This is a genomic window from Halorubrum sp. Ib24 (assembly GCF_002252745.1).
Taxonomy (GTDB): Archaea; Halobacteriota; Halobacteria; order Halobacteriales; family Haloferacaceae; genus Halorubrum.
On sequence record NZ_NHOX01000024.1, the window covers coordinates 77,972 to 95,734 of the forward strand.

At 69.4% G+C, this 17,763-nt stretch carries 16 protein-coding genes; 13 read left to right on the forward strand and 3 right to left on the reverse strand.

Going from position 1 to position 17,763, the window contains the following annotated elements:
- Positions 1–25: 25 nt before the first annotated feature.
- Both moaC and DJ82_RS05805 read right to left on the reverse strand, forming a co-directional pair.
- Entirely contained in the window at positions 26–538 is a 513-nt protein-coding gene (moaC, locus tag DJ82_RS05800; protein ID WP_094581276.1) for a cyclic pyranopterin monophosphate synthase MoaC, read from the reverse strand.
- Entirely contained in the window at positions 531–2,003 is a 1,473-nt protein-coding gene (locus tag DJ82_RS05805) for an NAD(P)H-hydrate dehydratase (protein ID WP_094581277.1), read from the reverse strand. Before DJ82_RS05805 ends, moaC begins: the two co-directional genes overlap by 8 nt.
- A 325-nt stretch (positions 2,004–2,328) precedes the next feature.
- Between DJ82_RS05805 and DJ82_RS05810 the strand changes: the two genes are divergently transcribed.
- The 3 genes from DJ82_RS05810 to DJ82_RS05820 all read left to right on the forward strand — a co-directional run bounded on the left by DJ82_RS05810 (position 2,329) and on the right by DJ82_RS05820 (position 5,610).
- Positions 2,329–3,363, forward strand: coding sequence for a glycosyltransferase (locus tag DJ82_RS05810; protein ID WP_094522334.1), 1,035 nt, complete (start codon positions 2,329–2,331; stop codon positions 3,361–3,363).
- Positions 3,364–5,013, forward strand: a complete 1,650-nt coding sequence (locus DJ82_RS05815) for a DUF2070 family protein (RefSeq protein WP_094581278.1) — start codon at positions 3,364–3,366, stop codon at positions 5,011–5,013.
- Positions 5,014–5,145: 132 nt separating this feature from the next.
- The gene (locus DJ82_RS05820) at positions 5,146–5,610 is read left to right on the forward strand and encodes a pyridoxamine 5'-phosphate oxidase family protein (RefSeq protein ID WP_094522336.1); all 465 of its coding nucleotides are present in this window, start codon (positions 5,146–5,148) and stop codon (positions 5,608–5,610) included.
- Between the two features lie 69 nt (positions 5,611–5,679).
- Here the strand turns inward: DJ82_RS05820 and DJ82_RS05825 are convergent, their stop codons facing one another.
- Entirely contained in the window at positions 5,680–6,693 is a 1,014-nt protein-coding gene (locus DJ82_RS05825; protein WP_094581279.1) for a lysylphosphatidylglycerol synthase transmembrane domain-containing protein, read from the reverse strand.
- A 123-nt stretch (positions 6,694–6,816) separates the two neighbouring features.
- Here DJ82_RS05825 and DJ82_RS05830 point away from each other — a divergent pair, with 123 nt between their 5' ends.
- The 10 genes from DJ82_RS05830 (at position 6,817) to DJ82_RS05875 (ending at position 17,632) form a co-directional block, all read left to right on the forward strand.
- On the forward strand, positions 6,817–7,683 hold the full coding sequence (locus DJ82_RS05830; RefSeq protein ID WP_094522338.1) for a hypothetical protein: 867 nt from the start codon (positions 6,817–6,819) through the stop codon (positions 7,681–7,683).
- Between the two features lie 103 nt (positions 7,684–7,786).
- On the forward strand, positions 7,787–8,782 hold the full coding sequence (locus tag DJ82_RS05835; protein WP_094581280.1) for a glycosyltransferase family 4 protein: 996 nt from the start codon (positions 7,787–7,789) through the stop codon (positions 8,780–8,782).
- A gap of 96 nt (positions 8,783–8,878) precedes the next feature.
- Positions 8,879–9,655: a pyrroline-5-carboxylate reductase gene (proC, locus tag DJ82_RS05840; protein WP_094581281.1), complete on the forward strand. Its 777-nt coding sequence runs from the start codon at positions 8,879–8,881 to the stop codon at positions 9,653–9,655.
- Positions 9,645–10,535, forward strand: a complete 891-nt coding sequence (proB, locus tag DJ82_RS05845) for a glutamate 5-kinase (RefSeq protein ID WP_094522341.1) — start codon at positions 9,645–9,647, stop codon at positions 10,533–10,535. Before proC ends, proB begins: the two co-directional genes overlap by 11 nt.
- Positions 10,528–11,862 (forward strand): glutamate-5-semialdehyde dehydrogenase, encoded by a 1,335-nt coding sequence (locus tag DJ82_RS05850; protein WP_094581282.1) that lies wholly within the window; start codon positions 10,528–10,530, stop codon positions 11,860–11,862. Before proB ends, DJ82_RS05850 begins: the two co-directional genes overlap by 8 nt.
- Before the next feature lie 200 nt (positions 11,863–12,062).
- A complete protein-coding gene (locus tag DJ82_RS05855) occupies positions 12,063–12,896 on the forward strand; it encodes an MBL fold metallo-hydrolase (protein WP_094581283.1) in 834 nt (277 codons plus the stop codon).
- Between the two features lie 101 nt (positions 12,897–12,997).
- Positions 12,998–14,683, forward strand: coding sequence for a hypothetical protein (locus DJ82_RS05860; protein ID WP_094581284.1), 1,686 nt, complete (start codon positions 12,998–13,000; stop codon positions 14,681–14,683).
- A 126-nt stretch (positions 14,684–14,809) separates the two neighbouring features.
- A complete protein-coding gene (locus DJ82_RS05865) occupies positions 14,810–15,715 on the forward strand; it encodes a hypothetical protein (protein WP_094581285.1) in 906 nt (301 codons plus the stop codon).
- Positions 15,716–16,224: 509 nt separating this feature from the next.
- A complete protein-coding gene (locus tag DJ82_RS05870; protein ID WP_094581286.1) occupies positions 16,225–16,605 on the forward strand; it encodes a DUF5805 domain-containing protein in 381 nt (126 codons plus the stop codon).
- The gene (locus DJ82_RS05875; RefSeq protein WP_094581287.1) at positions 16,598–17,632 is read left to right on the forward strand and encodes a tyrosine-type recombinase/integrase; all 1,035 of its coding nucleotides are present in this window, start codon (positions 16,598–16,600) and stop codon (positions 17,630–17,632) included. The genes DJ82_RS05870 and DJ82_RS05875 overlap by 8 nt, the downstream gene beginning before the upstream one ends.
- The last annotated feature ends 131 nt before the right edge of the window (positions 17,633–17,763 follow it).

Sequence of the window (17,763 nt, forward strand, 5' to 3'; positions counted from 1 at the left end):
CCCGCCGTCGCCTCGCCCGGAGCGGTTACCCGTCGATCGCCCGCTTCGTCTTCTCGACGACTTCGACGTCCGCGATCCGCGTGTCGGGGTAGCCGCCGTCCGCGTCCTTCTCGGCGGCCTTCACCATGTCCCAGACCGTGTTGAGCCCGGTGGTGACGCCCTCCAGCGCCTCCATCTCACAGCCGGTCTTGCCGGTCGTCTCCACCGCGACGGTCAGCTCGATCCGGTCGTCGCCGACCGCGAAGTCGGTGTCGACGTTCGTGATCGGGATCTGGTGGCACATCGGGATCGTCTCCCACGTGTGTTTGACGGCCTGCACGGCGCCGATCCGAGCGGTCGCGAGCACGTCCCCCTTCCCGACCTCGTCGGCCTCGACGGCCGCGATCGTCGAGGGCGTCAGTCGGATCTCGCCGCGCGCGACCGCGCGGCGGCTCGTGTCCGGCTTCGCGCCGACGTCGACCATCCGGACCTCGCCGGAGTCGTCGGTGTGGGTCAGCTCGTCGGTGGCTCCGTCGGCGGGCTCGCGCTCGTCACTCATCACGCATCGCCTCGGGAAGCCGGTCGGGTAAGTCCGTCGCCACGAGGCCGTTCCCGCGGGCGGTGGCCGCGGCGTCGCCGGCCCGCCCGTTGACGTACGCCCCGATCGCGGCCGCCCGGAACGGGTCGGTGACGGCCGCCAGCGCGCCGACGGTCCCGGCGAGCACGTCGCCCGTTCCGCCGACCGTCATGCCCGGGTTCCCCGTCCGGTTCAGTCGCACGGCGTCGCCGTCGCCGTCGCTGATCACGTCGACCGCGCCCTTCACGAGCAAGGTGTGACCGAGGTCGGCGGCGAACGCCCGAACGAGCGCCGCGCGCTCGTCGGGGTCGGCCGCGGTCTCGCCGCCCATCCCGACGAGTTCGCCCTGATGGGGCGTACAGACCAGCGTCGCGTCGGTGTCGACCTCGGGGACCGCGCGGAGCGCGTCGGCGTCGACCACGGCCCGGCCGTCGTAGCCGGCGAGGAACTCGCGGACGAACTCCAGCGTGGCGTCGTCGTCGCCCAGTCCCGGCCCGAACACGACGACGTCGTTGTCGGCCGCCAACTCCGCGACGCGGTCGACGTGGGCCGGGCCGAGCCGGCCGCCCGGGAGCCCGCGGACGATCAGGTCGGCCGAGTACCCCTGCACCTCCCGCGCGACGGTCTCCGGGCAGGCGACGCGCACGAGGTCGGCGCCGGCCCGGAGCGCGGCCCGCGCGGCCAGCGACGGCGCGCCGGTGTAGGGGCCGCCGGCGACGACGAGCACCTCGCCGTTCTCCCCTTTGTGCGAGTCCGGGTCGCGACCGAGCGCGAGCAGGTCGCCGGGCCCGGTGTACCGCTCCGCGGCCGCCGGGATTCCGATGTCCGCGACCGTCACCGCGGCGTCGAGCGCGCCGAGCCCCGGCTTCTCGTCGTGGAAGGTGACGACGCGGTCGGCCTCGACGCGACGGCCGGCGTCGGCCCGGCCGTCCGAACCGCCACCGGCTCCCGTCGGTTCGCCCGTGTCGGCGTCGATCCCGGAGGGGACGTCGACGGCGACGACCGTCGCGTCGCTCTCGTTCGCCAGCCGCGCCGCCGTCCGCTCGGGCTCCCGGAGCGCGCCCGTGACCCCCGTTCCGAGCATCGCGTCGACGACGACGTCGGGGTCGCCGAGCGACAGGTCCGCCGAGTCGGTGACGGTCTCGGTCGGGATCTCGGCCGCGTCGAGCGCCGCCCAGTTCTCCCGCGCGATGTCGCTGCGGATCGATTCCGGCCGGCCGAGCAGGTGCACCGTCGCGTCGTACGCGGAGAGGAACCGCGCGGCGACGAACGCGTCGCCCCCGTTGTTCCCGCGCCCGCACAGCAGCGCGACCTCGGCGCCCGAGTCGGCGACGGCCCGGACCTCGCGAGCGACCGCGTTGCCCGACGACTCCATCAGCTGCTTGCGCGGCACGCCGAGGGCGGCGGCGTTGGCGTCGACCGCGGCCATGCGTTCCGTCGATATCATGCCTCTGGATCCGCGCCCCGTCGGATTAAGCGTGGGGTCGCGGCGAGGTAGCGGCGAGCGGGCGGCGAGGGGGGTGGCAAGGGACGGCCGCAGGCCGGCCCCGCGGACTCGGTCGCGCTCGGAATGAAAATGTTGAAGCTTTTCGGTGGGGAATCCGGGAGACAGAACCCGTGCGACCCGCTGCACATCCAGACGCGCCGACGCGGCCCGACCGGCTCCCGTCCGCCGCGGACGCGGCGGTCGGCGGATCGGCTCGTCAGAACGTCGTCCGCACCCCTCCGCAGAGCGGTCTCCGGCGGACGACACGCGAACGACGGACCCTCGTATGAACATCGGATTCTTCACAGACAGCTACTTTCCCGGCGTCGACGGCGTCACCTACACGATCCGCGCGTGGCGGGATCGCCTGGAGGACCGGGGCCACGACGTGTTCGTCGTCTACCCGGCGAGCAGCCACGAGCCGGACGAGCGGGAGATCCCCGTGCGGTCGCTGCCGAACCCCTTCTACCGCCAGTACCGGGTTCCCGTCTACCGCCGGCTCTCCACGCTTCCCGACCTCGACGTGGTCCACTGCCACGGTCCCGCGTCGACCGGACTGATGGGACGCCGGTACGCGAAGAAGCGCGGCGTGAAGTCGGTGTACACCCACCACACGCCGGTCGAGGACTACTTCGTTCAGGGGCTGAAGCTGGAGTCGCTCTCCGACGTCGCCGGGCGCCTGTACGTCGCCTACGAGAACCGGTTTCTCAGCTCGTTCGACTGCGTCACCGCGTCGACGTCGCGGATCCGGCGGGACGTGGCCCCGCGAAAGCTCCCCGTCGGTATCGAGATGGAGACGTTCCGCCCCGTCGAGGACTCGCGGTTCGAGCGCGACGGGCCGACCGTCGGCTACAGCGGCCGGATGACCCGCAACAAGAACGTCGACGAGATACTGCGACTGGCCGAGCGGATGCCGGACGTGCGCTTCGAACTCGTCGGAGAGGGGCCCGCGCGTGACGCCCTCGAACGCGACGCCCCGGACAACGCCCGGTTCCGAGACTTCCTCCCGCGGGAGGATCTGCCGGCGTTCTACTCCGCGCTCGACGTCTTCGCCACCGCCTCGACCTGCGACACTCTCGGTCTCTCGACGCTGGAGGCGAACGCCTGCGGGACGCCGGTCGCCGCGGCCGACGTCTCCCCGTTCGACGAGACCATCGGCGAGGCCAACGGCGCCCGCTTCGCGTACGGCGACCGCGACGACATGGAGCGCGCGGTCAGGGACTGTCTCGACGGCGATCGGCGGACTCGGGAGGCGGTCGAGGGGTTCTCCGTGACGCGCACGATAGACGAGCTCGAGTCCATCTACGGGGTGTCCTCGTAGATGGGGGCGGACAACGTCGACGTCTTCCAGCGCCTGGTGTTCAGCGTTCCGCCGCTGAAGGTACAGATACCGGCGCTCGTCGGGCTCAGCGGCGTGTACAGCCTCCTCGCCTTCGTCGCGTTCTCGATGTTCACGCCGCTCTCCCCGGCGCCGTCCAGCGTCCTGCCGGTCGCGGTCCTCCTCTTCCTGCTCCCCTTCCTGTTCGCCGGGGAGCTGTTCCACCGGCTGCTGCCTAGCTACCCCCGGTCGTGGAGCTTCTTTCTCGCCGCCGTCAACCAGTTCGTCCTGTTCGTCTACTCGCTGGTGCTCTCCGGCGCCAACGACGTCGGGAACGTCTGGAGTATCGTCTGGCTCCTCTTCATCACGATCTACCTGATCAACATCCTCGCGCTCGTCGTCTCGACGGGGATCGACCGCTACAAGCGGATCCTCCTCGTGTCGCTCGCGGAGCCGGCGGCGCTGATCGCGGCCTTCTACGCGTTCGCGGGCGGCGACCTCGGCTTCTCGACGTACCGTCACGTGTTCGCGTTCGCGTCGCTTTTGATCGCGGCCGCGTTCCTCGTGTCGGTGCTCGCCCTCGTCGACTACCTCATCCGGAGCAACACGGACGTCTCCGCGTTCGCGCTAACGTCCGGGATCCTCCGCAACGACCGGGAGTCGTTGGACCTCGGCGTCGAGGCCGAGCCCGTCGTGGAGACCCTCGCGATCGACAACGGGCGACGGCTGACGCTCGCCGCCCCGTGGGTCCACCCCGGGCCGCTGGGCGGGTTCGGGGGCGGTCAGCTCAGCGGCAACGTCATCGAGGCGCTGAACGAGGGCGAGAGCCACGGCTTCTTCCTCCACGTCCCGTGCACGCACAAGGAGGACCTCTCGAACCCGACCGACGCCCGGAAGATCCTCGACGCCGTCGCCGATCCCGACGGCGTCGGTCGCGCCTCCAGGCTCGTCCACGAGGACTACGGCGAGGTCGAGTTCTACGGGCGACGGATCGGCGACAAGCAGGTCGTCTACCTCCACAGCGAGGGGATCGACGACTACGACACCGGGGTGTTCATGCGGGACGTCGACGAGTCCGAGGTGCTCTTGGTCGACCTCCACAAGCACGACATCCAGGACGGACCGACGAAGGAGGTGCAGTACGGCTCCAGCGAGGCCGACCGACTGAAAGACCGCTTCGACGACTTCCGCGAACGGCTCGCCGAGGAGTCGCTCCACGGCTACGCCGCCGGGTTCGCGGTCGAGCGCACCGATCAGGACATGATCGCGGTGGTCGAGACCGTCGACGGCCAGGACGTGCTGACGATCGGGATCGACACGAACGGCGTCACGCCGGACATCCGCGAGATGGAGGACCGCTACGGGGAGGCGTTCGACGAGGTCCTCGTGTTCTCGACGGACACCCACGCCTCGATCTACGAGCTCGCGAACATGAAACAGTCCAACGTCGACGCCCTCGAAGCGGCGATCGAGCGCGCACTCGACGACGTCTCGCCGGCGACGGTCGGGCTGGAGAGCCGGAAGACGGACCCCCTCAAGCTCCTCAAGAACGACTACAACGGGCTCGTGTTCAGCGTCAACATCCTCATCCGGCTGACGGTGATCGCGCTGCTGACGCTGTACGCGCTGCTCGTGCTGTGGCTGTTCTTCTGAACGAGCTAGACCGCGGGCGATCGTTCGGAATACGGTACGCGTCGCCGCCGTGGACGGAACCGAGGCCACGGGTCCGGAGAGACCCGACGACGGCCGCGATGGATTTAGGTTGTCTCTGACACATGTGCGCGCATGACACGACTGACGGGCGAGGCGCTCGACGACGCGGCGATCGAGTCGTTTCTCGAAACGCAATCGGTGGGGACCCTCTCGTTGGCGAAGGGGAACGAGTCCTACGCTATCCCGGTGTCGTTCACCTTCGACCCGGACGACCGAGACGTCTACTTCAGGCTCGGATACGCCCCGGGAAGCCGCAAGCGGGAGTTCATCGACGCGACGGAGCGCGCGACGTTCGTCGTCGCCGCCGAGACCGAGGCGGGCTGGAAAAGCGTCCTCGCGCGCGGCGAGCCGGAACACCGCAGCACCGTCGACGACTTAGACACTCACCGCCCGAGCGACCGCTCGGTCAGTCAGGCTGAGCGCGAGATGGAGATCCCGTTTTATCACGTGTTCGACGCGCCGGCGGACGCGGTGTTCGCGCTCGTGCGGCTCCAAGCCGACGAGCTGACCGGCGTCGTGGAGGCCGACGGTCGCTGAGGGCGAGCGCAGGGACCCCCTCTCCTCTCCCACCGACGGGACGCTGGTCCGGGTCGTCGCGCGCCTCGCTCACCGCATCGCGTCGATCCCGATCGCCGAGACGGAGATCCCGCCGATCAGCGTCGGGAGCCAGTAGACGGCGCCGCGGAACACGAGCACGGCGGCGGTGACGGTCGCCGCGGCGACGCCCGTGGTCGGGACGAGCAGCGCGACGAACGCCGCCTCGATCCCGCCCAGTCCGCCGGGCAGCGGCGTGGCGCCCGCGACGTACGCCAGCGGGACCGCGAACAGGGCGACCTCCGGTGCGATGGGACTGCCGACGGCGGCGAACGCGACCGCGAGCGCGGTCGCCTGGAGCGTCCACCCCGCGAGGGAGAGCCCGACCGCGGCCGCGAGGCGCCGGGGTCTCGTGCCGACGCGCTCGATGTCCTCGAAGAAGTTCCGCAGGCGCGTCGCGAGCGCCGTCTCGACCGCGGCGGCGTCGAACCGCCGCAGCCGACCGAGGAGCCCGCCGACGGCGGCCGGGAGGCGGTCGACGAGCTCCCGACGGTAGCGCCAGCCGAGCGCGATCGCGGTCGCGATCGACGCGATCAGCGCGACGGCGACGGCGACGGCGACCTCCAGGCGCTCGCCGATGGCGGCGGTGGCGGCGTAGGCGCCGACCCCGAGGAAGACTAAGGAGATCGAGGGAACGACGTTGAGCACGTCGACGCTCGCGATGCCGACGAGCCCCGTCTCGTATCGCGAGCCGGACACCTTCGCGATGAGCGCCGCGGTGACCGGCTCGCCGCCCGCCTGTCCGAAGGGCGTGACGTTGTTCGCGAAGACGGCCCCCGCGTACACGAGGAACGACGTCGCGACCGGGAGGTCGACGTCAAGCGAGCCGAGCACCGTCCTGAGCATGAGGCTCCACGCGATCAGCCAGCAGAGCGCGAGCCCGAACGTCGCCGCGACCAGCCAAGGGTCGGACGCCAGCAGCGCGTCGACCACGCGGCCGGCGCCGACGACCGCGAACAGCACCGCGAGAATCGCGACCGCCGCGGTCGCGCCGATGACCAGTCCGCGCCGGCGGTTTCCGTCCATACGGTGCGGTGCGTCGGTGGCGAACTTGAAACGTCTGATCGCGGCCGTCCGGCGATTCCGGGACGGCGGCCGACCGAGCACCAACAAGAATACAACCGTCGGTGGAGAAGCGTCGCGCAACCTATGGAAGACCAGCGGTTCCTCGAGTCAGAGTGGGACTACTGTCTGGTCCTCGACGCGTGCCGCTACGACGTGTTCGAGGACGTGTACGACGAGTACCTCGACGGCGACCTCGAGAAGCGCTGGAGCGTCGGCTCGTCGACGCCGGAGTGGGCTTACCGGACGTTCACCGGCGACCACGACATCGCCTACTTCTCCGGCAATCCCTTCATCAACGACCTGGGAATCCCGCTGAACGAGCTGAAGTGGGGCGCGAGCTGCGACTACGAGTGGACCGCCTCCGAGCACATCAGCGACATCCACGACGTCTGGAAGACCGGGTGGGACGACGACCTCGGCACGGTCCCCCCTGAGGGGATCGCGGAGGCGTTCCGGAACAACGCCGAGGCGGTCGAGCGGGCCGACCGCACGGTGCTCCACTACATGCAGCCGCACGCCCCCTACCTTTCCCGCGGGAAGGGCCAGAAGCTCAAGCAGATACAAAAGGGTATCAGAGAGCAGGAAGCGGAGGAGGCGGCCGGCGACGACGACGACGGCGGCGGACTCCTCTCCTCGCTCAGCGACACGGTCCGGCCCAAGATCGAGAGCCGGCTCGACGACAGCGAGTTCGCGCAGAAGGCGGGGCTGTGGCTGGAGCTCGACCCGGCCGACCTCGTCACGGACGGCACGCGCGTCACCGCGCTCCGCCTCTACGAGGAGAACCTCCGGATCGCCCTCGAATCCGTCGCGGAGCTGGTCGAGGAGCTCGACGGGACCGTCGTCGTCACCGCCGACCACGGCGAGGCCTTCGGCGAGGAGGGCGTCTGGGAACACCACATCGAGACGCACATCCCACCGCTGATGGAGGTCCCGTGGCTGGAAGTGAACTGAACGCTACGGAGCCGACGCCGGCGTCGCCCCTCGCGGTCGCGTCCGCGACCGTCGCCGACTCGACCGCCGCGGACTCGACCCCCGTCCCGTCCTCGATTCCCCGATGAAGGTCAGCCACTACTTCGAGTTCGAAGACCACGTCACGGGCGGGATCCGCGAGTCGGTCGTCCACCAGCGGAAGATGCTCGACCGGGTCGGCATCGAGTACACCACGGCCCCGACCCTCGACGCCGACGTGCTCCACTGCAACCTGATGGGACCGCGCTCGGCGTGGTACGCGAAGCGCGCGAGCGACCGCGGCGTTCCGGTCGTGGCGCACACTCACGTCACCGCGGAGGACTTCGGCGACAGCTTCCGGTTCACGAACGCGCTCGCGAAGCCGCTCCGGCCCTACCTGCGCCGGGCGTACGGGCTCGCCGACGCGCTCGTCTGCCCCTCGGAGTACAACCGCGGCGTGATCGAGGGGTACGCGGACGCCCCGACGACCGTGATCTCGAACGGCGTCGACCGCGAGAAGCTGGCGGGCTTCGAGTCGCTCGAAGCGGAGTACCGCGAGCGGTACGACCTAGAGCCGCCGACCGTCTTCCTCGTCGGCCACGTGATCAAGCGGAAGGGGTTAGAGACGTTCGTCGATGTCGCCCGCGCGCTCCCCGACGTCGACTTCGCGTGGTTCGGGCCGCTCGACCTGTCGCTGAAGGGCCGCGAGACGACCCGGCTCATCGAGGAGTCGCCCGACAACTGCAGGTTCACGGGGTTCGTCGACGACGTCCGGGGCGCGTTCGCCGCGGGCGACGTGTTCCTGTTCCCGACCCACGAGGAGAACGAGGGGATCGCGCTGCTGGAGGCGATGACCGCCGGCAAGGCCGTCGTCGTCCGTGACATCGAGACGTTCTCGTGGCTCGACGACGGCGAGGACTGCCTCAAGGTCGGCCCCGTCGACGCCGACTCCGAGACCGAGGCGTTCGCGGACGCGATACGTCGGCTCTCGGACCCCGCGCTCCGCGAGCGACTCGGGGCGAGCGCGGCCGCCCGCAGGGAGGCGTTCTCGCTCGACGCCATCGCCGAGCGGTACCGGTCGCTCTACGACGGACTGATCTGAGGGCCGATCGACGGCTCTCGGGGGTTTCGGTCACTCGCCGGCAGTGTTGTCCAAACCGCAGTTGGTTTGACCCTGAGCGTTCTCGGTGCAGGTAACATGACACGCGTGAGCGTCATCGGCTGCGGGAACATGGGGGGTGCCCTGTTGCGCGGCCTCGCGAGAACCGACTCGTATCACCTGACGGCGATCGACCTCGACCCGGACGCGCTCGCGGCCGTCGAGGACGCCGCGGACGAGACGACGGACGACGTGGCGGCGGCGAAAGCGGCCGACGTCGTGGTCCTCGCCGTGAAACCGGACGTCGCCGAGCACGTCCTCGCGGACCTCGACCTGGGCGCCGACCAGCAGCTCGTGACGCTGGCCGCGGGGCTCCCCCGCGAGTTCGTCGCGGAGCGGACCGCGGCGAGCGTGGTCCGGATCATGCCCAACCTCGCGGCGGAGACCGGCGACATGGCCGCGGCGGCGACGAACGAGGGCCTCACCGACGAGGTCCGCGCGATGCTCGACGACGCCGGGGAGTTCGTCGAGGTCGACGAGTCGCTGATGGACGTCTCGACCGCGGTCAACGGGAGCGGTCCCGCCTTCGCTTTCTACCTCATCGACGCGGTGAAGCGGGCCGGGATCGACGGCGGCCTCGAGCCCGAGCAGGCGGAGACGCTCGCCGCGCAGACGTTCAAGGGCGCCGCCGAGACCGTCCTCCGGGACGACCGGAGCGTCGACGAGCTGATCGACGCCGTCTGCTCGCCGAACGGGACGACGATCGAGGGGATGGAGGTCCTCTGGGACAGCGACGCCGACGAGGCAGTGGTCGACGCCGTCGCGGCGGCCGAGGAGCGCTCGCGGGAACTGGCCGAGGCGTTCGATGACGAGTGACGGCGTCGCGGTCGGGGCGGTGGACCCGGACGCCGTCGACCGCGCGCGGACCGCGGCCGCCGAGGCCGACCGCGTGGTCGTGAAGGCGGGGACCAACTCCCTCACCGACGATGACTCGCGGCTCGACCGCGTGAAGCTCGACAAGCTCGTCGCCGACGTGATGGACCTTCGCCGGCGCGGAAAGGAGGTCGTCCTCGTCTCCTCGGGCGCCGTCGGCGCCGGCATCGGTCGGCTCGGTAACGGCGGCGGGACCGCCGCGGTCGACGTCGACATCGACCGGGGAAGCGACGTGATCGACGAGCGCCAGGCGCTGTCGACGGTCGGTCAGAGCCTCCTGATGCGCCACTACACGCAGAGCTTCGACCGCTACGACCAGCCGGTCGCGCAGATCCTCGTGACCGGGGCCGACCTCGACGCGCCCGAGCGGTTCGACAACTTCACCAACACCGTCGAGACCCTGCTCGAGTGGGGCGTCGTCCCCGTCATCAACGAGAACGACGCGGTCGCGACCGACGAGCTGCGGATCGGTGACAACGACATGCTGTCGGCGTCGGCCGCGATCGCGCTCGACGTCGACCTGCTGGTCACGCTCACCGACGTCGAGGGGGTGTACACCGGGAACCCGAAGCGCGATCCGGACGCGACCGTCATCGAGGCGGTCGGAGCGAACTACGACGCGGTCCGGGAGCTGGTCGGCGACAGCACGGCCACCGACTTCGGCGGGATACAGACGAAAGTCGAGGGCGCCCGCGACGTGGCGGAGAGCGGCACCCCCGGAGTGATCGCCGGCTCGGCGACCCGGGACGTCTTAGAGCGGATCGCAGCCGGTAAACCGACGGGCACGCTATTCGTCCCGACAGCGGGTGAGACGAATGAGTGAGACAACGGAAATCGAGCGCGACACGGACGAGTTGGTCGAGCGGAGCCAGCGGGCCGCCCTGCGGCTCGCCAACGCCGACGAGGCGACCCGGGACGACGCGCTCCGGGCGATCGCCGACGCGCTCCGCGCGAACGAGGCCGAGATCCTCGACGCGAACGCGCGGGACGTCGAGGCGGCCGCGGCGATGTTGGAGCGCGGCGAGTACACGCAGGCGCTCGTCGACCGCCTGAAGCTCGACGCCGCGAAGCTCGACGACATCGCCGGGATGGTCGAGTCCGTCGCCGAGCAGACCGACCCCCTCGGTCGGACGCTCGCGGCCCGCGAGCTCGACGAGGGGCTGGAGCTGTACAGGGTGTCCGTGCCGATCGGCGTGGTCGCGACCGTCTTCGAGTCGCGGCCGGACGCGCTCGTCCAGATCGCGGCCCTCGCGCTGAAGTCCGGCAACGCCGTCATCCTCAAGGGCGGCAGCGAGGCGAGCGAGTCGAACCGCGTCCTCCACCGGGTGATCCGCGAGGCGACCGCCGACCTCCCCGACGGGTGGGCGGGGCTCGTCGAGGCCCACGAGGAGGTCGACCGCCTCCTCGAACGCGACGACGCGGTCGACTTGGTGATGCCGCGGGGGTCCTCGGAGTTCGTCTCGTACATCCAAGACAACACCCAGATCCCCGTGCTCGGCCACACGGAGGGCGTCTGTCACGTCTACGTCGACGACGACGCCGACCTGGAGATGGCCGCCGACGTCGCGTTCGACGCGAAGGTCCAGTACCCGGCGGTGTGTAACGCGGTCGAGACGCTGCTCGTGAACGAGGCGGTCGCGCCCGACCTACTCCCAGAACTGGTCGACCGCTACGAGGCCGCGAACGTCGAGCTCCGCGGTGACGCCGCCACCCGCGAGATCGTCGACGTCGGCGCGGCGACCGACGACGACTGGGTCGCGGAGTACGGCGACCTCGAACTCTCGATCAAGCTCGTCGGCGACGTGTTCGAGGCGGTCGACCACGTCAACGCGCACGGCTCGAAACACACGGAGTCCATCGTCACCGAGGACCGGTCGGCAGCCGACGCGTTCATGACCGGCATCGACGCCGCGAGCGTCTTCCACAACGCCTCGACGCGCTTCGCCGACGGCTACCGCTACGGGCTCGGCGCCGAGGTCGGCATCTCGACCGGCAAGGTCCACGCGCGCGGCCCGGTCGGGCTGGAGGGGCTCACCACCTACAAGTACTACCTGGAGGGCGACGGGCACCTCGTCGCGAGCTACAGCGGCGAGGACGCGCTCCCGTTCTCGCACCGCGAGCTCGACGCCGAGTGGGAGTTCGGCGGCTGAGAGACGCGCTCACACCACCGTTTTTCGTCGATTCTCGTTCCGTGCGTTCGCGTCCCAGTCCGCTTCGGATTCGGGCGCTATTTTATATAGCGATATACGGTTTATGGGACTGGTCTCGGACACGTTTCTGACCCCGTGTGCGAGTCGGAATTTTGGCGCACTCCGGAATCATTACCCCGCGCGCCCGCACAGCGTGGGACATGGCCGACTCCGACTGGGGCGACTGGCTGCCGCGCGCGGTCGCGGACGCCGACCCCGACACGGTTGCGCTGTGGTACTTGGGCTGTAACGGCTTCGCGATCAAGGGCAGCGAGGGCACCGTCCTCTGGATCGACCCCTACGTCGGGACGGGCGACCCGCCGCGCACGGTCCGGATGATCCCTGTGCCCTTCGACCCCGCCGACGTCGACGTGGCGGACGCGGTGCTCGCGACCCACGAACACACCGACCACGTCCACGGCCCCTCGCAGGCGCCGATCCTCGCGAACACGGACGCGGACTTCGTCGCCCCCGACGACTCGCTCGCGGTCGCGCGAGAGGACGAAGAGTGGACCGCACACTGGGACGTCCTCGGGGAGGCGTTCCTGGAAGTGACCGAGGGCGACGAACTGCGGATCGGCGAGTTCACGGTCCACGTCGTGGAAACGCACGACTCGGACGCCACGCACCCCGTCGGCTACGTGATCGAGCACGACGCCGGCACCGTCTTCCACGCCGGGGACAGCAAGCCCTCGGCGTCGTTTCCTGCCCTCGCCGACGAGTTCGACATCGACCTCGGGATCCTCGCGTTCGGTTCCGTCGGTAACATCGCCGACAAGGAGACCGGCGAGCCCGTCCGTACGAAGTGGTACAGCGACGAGAACGAGATCGCGAAGGCAGCGAGCGACCTCGAACTGGACCGGCTCGTCCCGACGCACTGGGACATGTGGAAGGGGCTGACCGCGGACCCGACCGCGCTCCACGACCACGTGCGGAGCTTCGAACACCCGAACCGGCTGGAGATAGTCGAGATCGGCGACCGGATCGACCTGTAGGCGGACCGGCCGAGACGGGCGAAACGCCTCCCCCACCCGGGGTTATCAACCCCGAAACCCGGCCCGTGGAATTTAAGCCCCTGCTCCGGGAGGGACTGATTATGAGCGAACGGACGGCAGAAGCGACGACGACCGTCGACGAGGACGGTATTCGCGTCGAGAAATCCTTCACCGACGACGCGTTCCCCGTACCCGCGGTGATGTACGAGCTCTCTTCGACCCGCGAAGAGCCCGTGCGCGTGCGCATCGTCGACCGGATCCCGGAGTCGTTCCCGATGGACCGCATCGGGTTTCACCCGGAGTACGAAAGCGAGAACTGGACGGCGTACAAGGACCACCGCGTCGAGTTCGAGCGCGTGCTCGACCCGGGAGACGAGATCGAGACCGTGTTCGGCATCCGCGACGACGATCCGGACCTCGACGGCTTCCTCGGCACGCCGGTGATCGAACACGTCCCGGTCGGCGAGGAGATCGAGGACGTCCTCGGCACCGGCGACACCGACGCCGTCAGGGAAGTCCTCTCGGGCGACCGCGCGACCCTGCCCGGCATGGAGGGGTCGGTCGCGGAAGAGGAGGGCGCGGAAGCGGCCGATTCCGACGCGGAGGCGGACGCGGAAGCGGAGACCGTCGCCGAGGCGGATCCGGAAGCGGAGACCGCCGCCGAGGCGGACGCCCCGGAACCCCGGACCGTCACCGCGGGCGGCAGCGCGGCGGTGACGATGCACGACGAGACGGGCGACGACGGAGTCGACGACACGGAGCAGGCGGCGGAGTCGAGAGCGGATGACACGACAGAGGCGAGCGACGCTGACGAGGCGGCCGAAGCGGCCGCAGCGACAGACTCGACAGACGCCGACGACGCGACCGACGCCGACAAAGCGACCGAAGAGTCTCCGGAATCGGACGAGTCCGCCTCCGACTCCGCCCCCGATCCGTCGCCCGAGAGCGGTCTCGCGGCCGCGCTGGCGGCCGAGATCCGCGCCGGCGACGTCGCGGACGAAGACCTCGAGACCATCGGCGAGGAGCTCGACGTCGGCGTCCCGCGGAGCGTCGACGTCCGCATCTCGCGGCTCCAGTCGAGCGTCGCCGACATCGAGGCGTACGCGGACGCGCTCGCGGAGTTCATCGACGGCGAGGGGACGGCCCGTGAGATCCTCGACGAGCTCGACCGAAAGGTGGAGACCGTCGAGTCGGAGATGGCGGCGCTCGACGACAGGGTCGACGCGGCCGACGCGGACCGCGATGACCTGCGCGAGACGGTCGGTCGGGTGGACGACTCCGTCGAGACGGTCTCGACGGAGGTCGACGGCGTGACCGAGCGCGTGGACGGCGTTTCCGAACGCGTCGACGGCGTGACCGAACGCGTCGACGGGGTCGAATCGACCGTCGAGGGCGTCGAAGCCAGCGTCGGCGACGTGGAGGCGACGGTCGAGGAGGTCACCGACGACGTCTCGCGGATCGACGCGGAGACGGACGCGCTCGACGAGGCGCTCGACGACGTCGGCGACGACGTGGAGACGCTGTACGAAGAGGTCGACGACGCCGCCGCCGCGGCAGAGGCGACGGCGGACCGCGTCGAAGACGTGGAGTCCCGGCTGGGCCGCTTCGACGAGGAGTTCGACGACCTGTGGGACGACCTCGCGGAGGTCGACACCCGGCTGACGGAGATCGAAGACCGGCTCGGCGAGGACATCGACGACGTCGAGACGGAGCTCGAATCCATCAACGACCACCTGGAGGAGCTCGAGGCGTTCCGCAAGCGGCTCAACGAGGCGTTCGGACCGTAACGGCGCCCTCTCGACCGAATTCGCTCTATTCGTTCGTTCCGATCCCGACCGCTGTTCCCGTCGGATCGCCGTTCTCCCCCGACCGAAAGCGCAACCCGTTTTAGCCGCGGTGACGCAACTCGGGTAATGAGCGAACCGGTACCGGTCGCCGTCCCGCGGAAGGGCCGGCCCCTCGAAGCGGTCCTCGAACGGATCGCGGCCGTCGGCCGCGAGGACCGGCTGGAAGGGCTCGCGGACGGCGTGAGCAACACGCTCCGCTACGAGAAGGCGATCACGAAAGGCCGCGTCGAGGCGGACGACGGCCCCTACGAGCGGCTGGCCGAGTACTCGGACCCGCACGCCGCGTCCGAGCCGGAGTTCACGCTGCTCCGCGACGACCGGGACGGGAAGCCCCGCCGCATCGTCTTCGACGCGGCGACCGTCGACCTCGGCGATGTCAGGCTGAAGCTCGTCGGCCGCGAGGAGCCGTTCCGCGCCCTCCGGACCCATGAGTTCGCGCTCGGATTCGATTCGGCGGACCTCGTGCTGGAGGAGGTCGTCGGGATCCGCCCGGAGGGGCTCGGCGAGATCGCCGACATCAACGAGCGGATCGACCCGGTCGACACCGACGTCCGCGTCGTCAACGGGCTCGGTGACACCGTGTACCACACCCTGATGGCCCGACCGGAGCGGATCCAGCCGGGGACCGACCTCGACCGCGCGTTCCTCGCCGGCTACGAGGGGCGGCTCTGTATCTCGCCTCGGTACGAGCGGCTCGTTACCGCGGTGCTGGGGACGGACGCGCTCGACGGCGTCGAGTTCGTCTACCCGGACCCCGACGAGGAGGAAGAGGCGGGCATCGCCCGGGCTGGCGTCGGCGTCTATCTCACCGTCACCGGGTCGACCGCCCGCGATCACGGCCTCGTCGTCGGGGAACACCTCTTCCCGAGCGAGACCGTCCTGATGCGGAACGCGGTCGAAAGCGACCCGCGGGTCGAGCGCGCGATAGCTGCCCTCGACGTCGAGGACGCCGCCTCCGAGATCCGAATCTGATCCCCACTGTTTCTATAGCGACATACGATACATCTGTTGCGGACGACCCGTGAGACGGGGCCCTCTGCTTCTTCAGTGAGGAGGCGCCAACTCTCATGCCGGGTGAGACGACGAGAGGACCCCTCAGTGTGAGGGACGGGCACTCGCTCCGGGAGCCGACCAGGGCCGGTCGACGCGGCGCTGTGCGCTTCTCAGCGGCGCGGTGGTCGCAGTGGGAATGAAAACTCGAAGGGACGCGTCTCGACGCGTAGGCCAAACCGAAAAGCGAGAGCGCGGCCTCCTGAGCGAGAGGTTCTACTCGAATTATGTCCCGCAGTATCCGGCGGTTTTGAGAACGGCCCCTATAATATATCCCATATTCTAGGACTAATAGACGATCAGTAAGTCCTAGAAACCAAGATACACACATCTTGGCGCCGCATCGAGAGACCTATAACTCAGTATAAGTGACCTTATCCGGAATTGTGGGATAGATTGAAGTCGGCGGCCGGAGAAGCCGAATCCGAACGATGAGCGACGATCGCCGCTCGGTGAAGACGTACGTTCCCGCCGAGCAAAAGGATCGGTGGCGAGACCACGCGGACGAGCTCGGGATGTCACAGAGCGAGTTCGTCAGGACGATGGTACAGGCCGGACGCCGCGGGTTCTCGACGGGCGATTCCGGGAAGCCGGCCGAACCCGATCCTTCCGGGTCTGACCCCAGGGGTGACGGCCTCGAAACACGGGTGGAAGCGGCCCTCGCCGACGGGCCGCTCTCGTGGGAGGAACTCACCGAGGCGGTGGTCGGCGATTTCGAGGACCGGTTGGAGGGCGCGCTCGACGAGTTACAGGATCGCAACCGCGTTCGGTACAACGGCCGGAAGGGCGGGTACACTCTCACCGATGAGTAGTGCCCGCGCGCCGGACGAGGTCTCGGACCCGGTGGGGTACTTCATCGAGGACCTCACGTATCACGGGAAGACGGAGCGCACCCGCGAGTCCTACGAGCGCGTCCTCCGCCGATTCGAATCGTTCCTCGGCCCGGAGACGACGCCCGCGGCGGCGACGCACCGCGACTGCATGTCGTTCGTCCATTCGCTGCGCGGCGACGTGGCGGACAGCACGGTGGCGACGTACGCCGCCTACCTGCACCGGTTTTACGGATACATGACCGAGGTCGGCGTCTTCGAGGGGAACCCGATGACGCTCGTGATGGAGGAAATGGACGAGACGGTCGATAAGGACCCCGCTCGCCGAGACATTCCCGTGCCGGTGATGCGGGAGTTCGTCGCGGGGATCCGCCATCCGCTCCATCGGGCGCTCGTCGTGACGCTCCTCAAGACCGGGATGCGGGTCGGAGAGTGCTGTAACCTCGATCTCCGCGATCTCGCCGTCGACGACGCCGAGATCCGAGGCGAGTACGACCTCGGAACGCGTCACGTCCTCGCGGACCGCCCGAATTCGCTGTACGTGACCCCGGACGCGACTGTCGGCGAGGAGCTGAACGGCGAGGTGCGGACGGCGTCTAACAAGCGGAAGCGCGGGACGGTGATCCCGGTCGACGACGAACTCGCCGGAACCCTGAAGCGATGGCTGGCGATCCGCCCCGACAGCCCCTCGCCGGCGGACCCCCTGTTCCTCGGGACGGCGGAGGGATGGGGCGAGCGGCTCGATCCGCAGGCGGTGCGACACGTCGTCGAGCGGTACGCCCGCGATGCGGGCTGGTACCGGACGGGCGGCGGCGCCGCCGAGAACGTCACGCCCCACTACTTCCGGCACTTCTTCACGACGCACCTGCGCGACAGGACCGGTGACCGCGGCGTGGTCAAATACCTGCGGGGCGACGTCGCCGACGACGTGATCGACACTTACACGCACAACTGGGGCGATCAGGTCCGGGAGACGTACGAGGCGAACGTCTACCGACTGTTGGGATAGTTTCGGGGACCGAATCGTATTTTGTTGGCTTGAAGGCAACGTGGATCGCGTCTCGAGTCGGACGTATAAATCATATGCCGCTATACGAATTTTCGCCCACGTCTGAATTCACGCTGTCCCCCCGGATCCCT

Bases quoted from the DNA above. Each gene is read 5' to 3' on its own strand.
- DJ82_RS05820 (WP_094522336.1), top strand. From the start codon at position 5,146: ATGACACGACTGACGGGCGAGGCGCTCGACGACGCGGCGATCGAGTCG.
- DJ82_RS05830 (WP_094522338.1), top strand. From the start codon at position 6,817: ATGGAAGACCAGCGGTTCCTCGAGTCAGAGTGGGACTACTGTCTGGTC.
- DJ82_RS05850 (WP_094581282.1), top strand. From the start codon at position 10,528: ATGAGTGAGACAACGGAAATCGAGCGCGACACGGACGAGTTGGTCGAG.
- DJ82_RS05860 (WP_094581284.1), top strand. From the start codon at position 12,998: ATGAGCGAACGGACGGCAGAAGCGACGACGACCGTCGACGAGGACGGT.
- DJ82_RS05870 (WP_094581286.1), top strand. From the start codon at position 16,225: ATGAGCGACGATCGCCGCTCGGTGAAGACGTACGTTCCCGCCGAGCAA.
- DJ82_RS05875 (WP_094581287.1), top strand. From the start codon at position 16,598: ATGAGTAGTGCCCGCGCGCCGGACGAGGTCTCGGACCCGGTGGGGTAC.
- DJ82_RS05805 (WP_094581277.1), bottom strand. From the start codon at position 2,003: ATGATATCGACGGAACGCATGGCCGCGGTCGACGCCAACGCCGCCGCC.
- DJ82_RS05815 (WP_094581278.1), top strand. From the start codon at position 3,364: ATGGGGGCGGACAACGTCGACGTCTTCCAGCGCCTGGTGTTCAGCGTT.
- DJ82_RS05865 (WP_094581285.1), top strand. From the start codon at position 14,810: ATGAGCGAACCGGTACCGGTCGCCGTCCCGCGGAAGGGCCGGCCCCTC.
- moaC (WP_094581276.1), bottom strand. From the start codon at position 538: ATGAGTGACGAGCGCGAGCCCGCCGACGGAGCCACCGACGAGCTGACC.
- DJ82_RS05835 (WP_094581280.1), top strand. From the start codon at position 7,787: ATGAAGGTCAGCCACTACTTCGAGTTCGAAGACCACGTCACGGGCGGG.
- proB (WP_094522341.1), top strand. From the start codon at position 9,645: ATGACGAGTGACGGCGTCGCGGTCGGGGCGGTGGACCCGGACGCCGTC.
- DJ82_RS05810 (WP_094522334.1), top strand. From the start codon at position 2,329: ATGAACATCGGATTCTTCACAGACAGCTACTTTCCCGGCGTCGACGGC.
- DJ82_RS05825 (WP_094581279.1), bottom strand. From the start codon at position 6,693: ATGGACGGAAACCGCCGGCGCGGACTGGTCATCGGCGCGACCGCGGCG.
- DJ82_RS05855 (WP_094581283.1), top strand. From the start codon at position 12,063: ATGGCCGACTCCGACTGGGGCGACTGGCTGCCGCGCGCGGTCGCGGAC.
- proC (WP_094581281.1), top strand. From the start codon at position 8,879: ATGACACGCGTGAGCGTCATCGGCTGCGGGAACATGGGGGGTGCCCTG.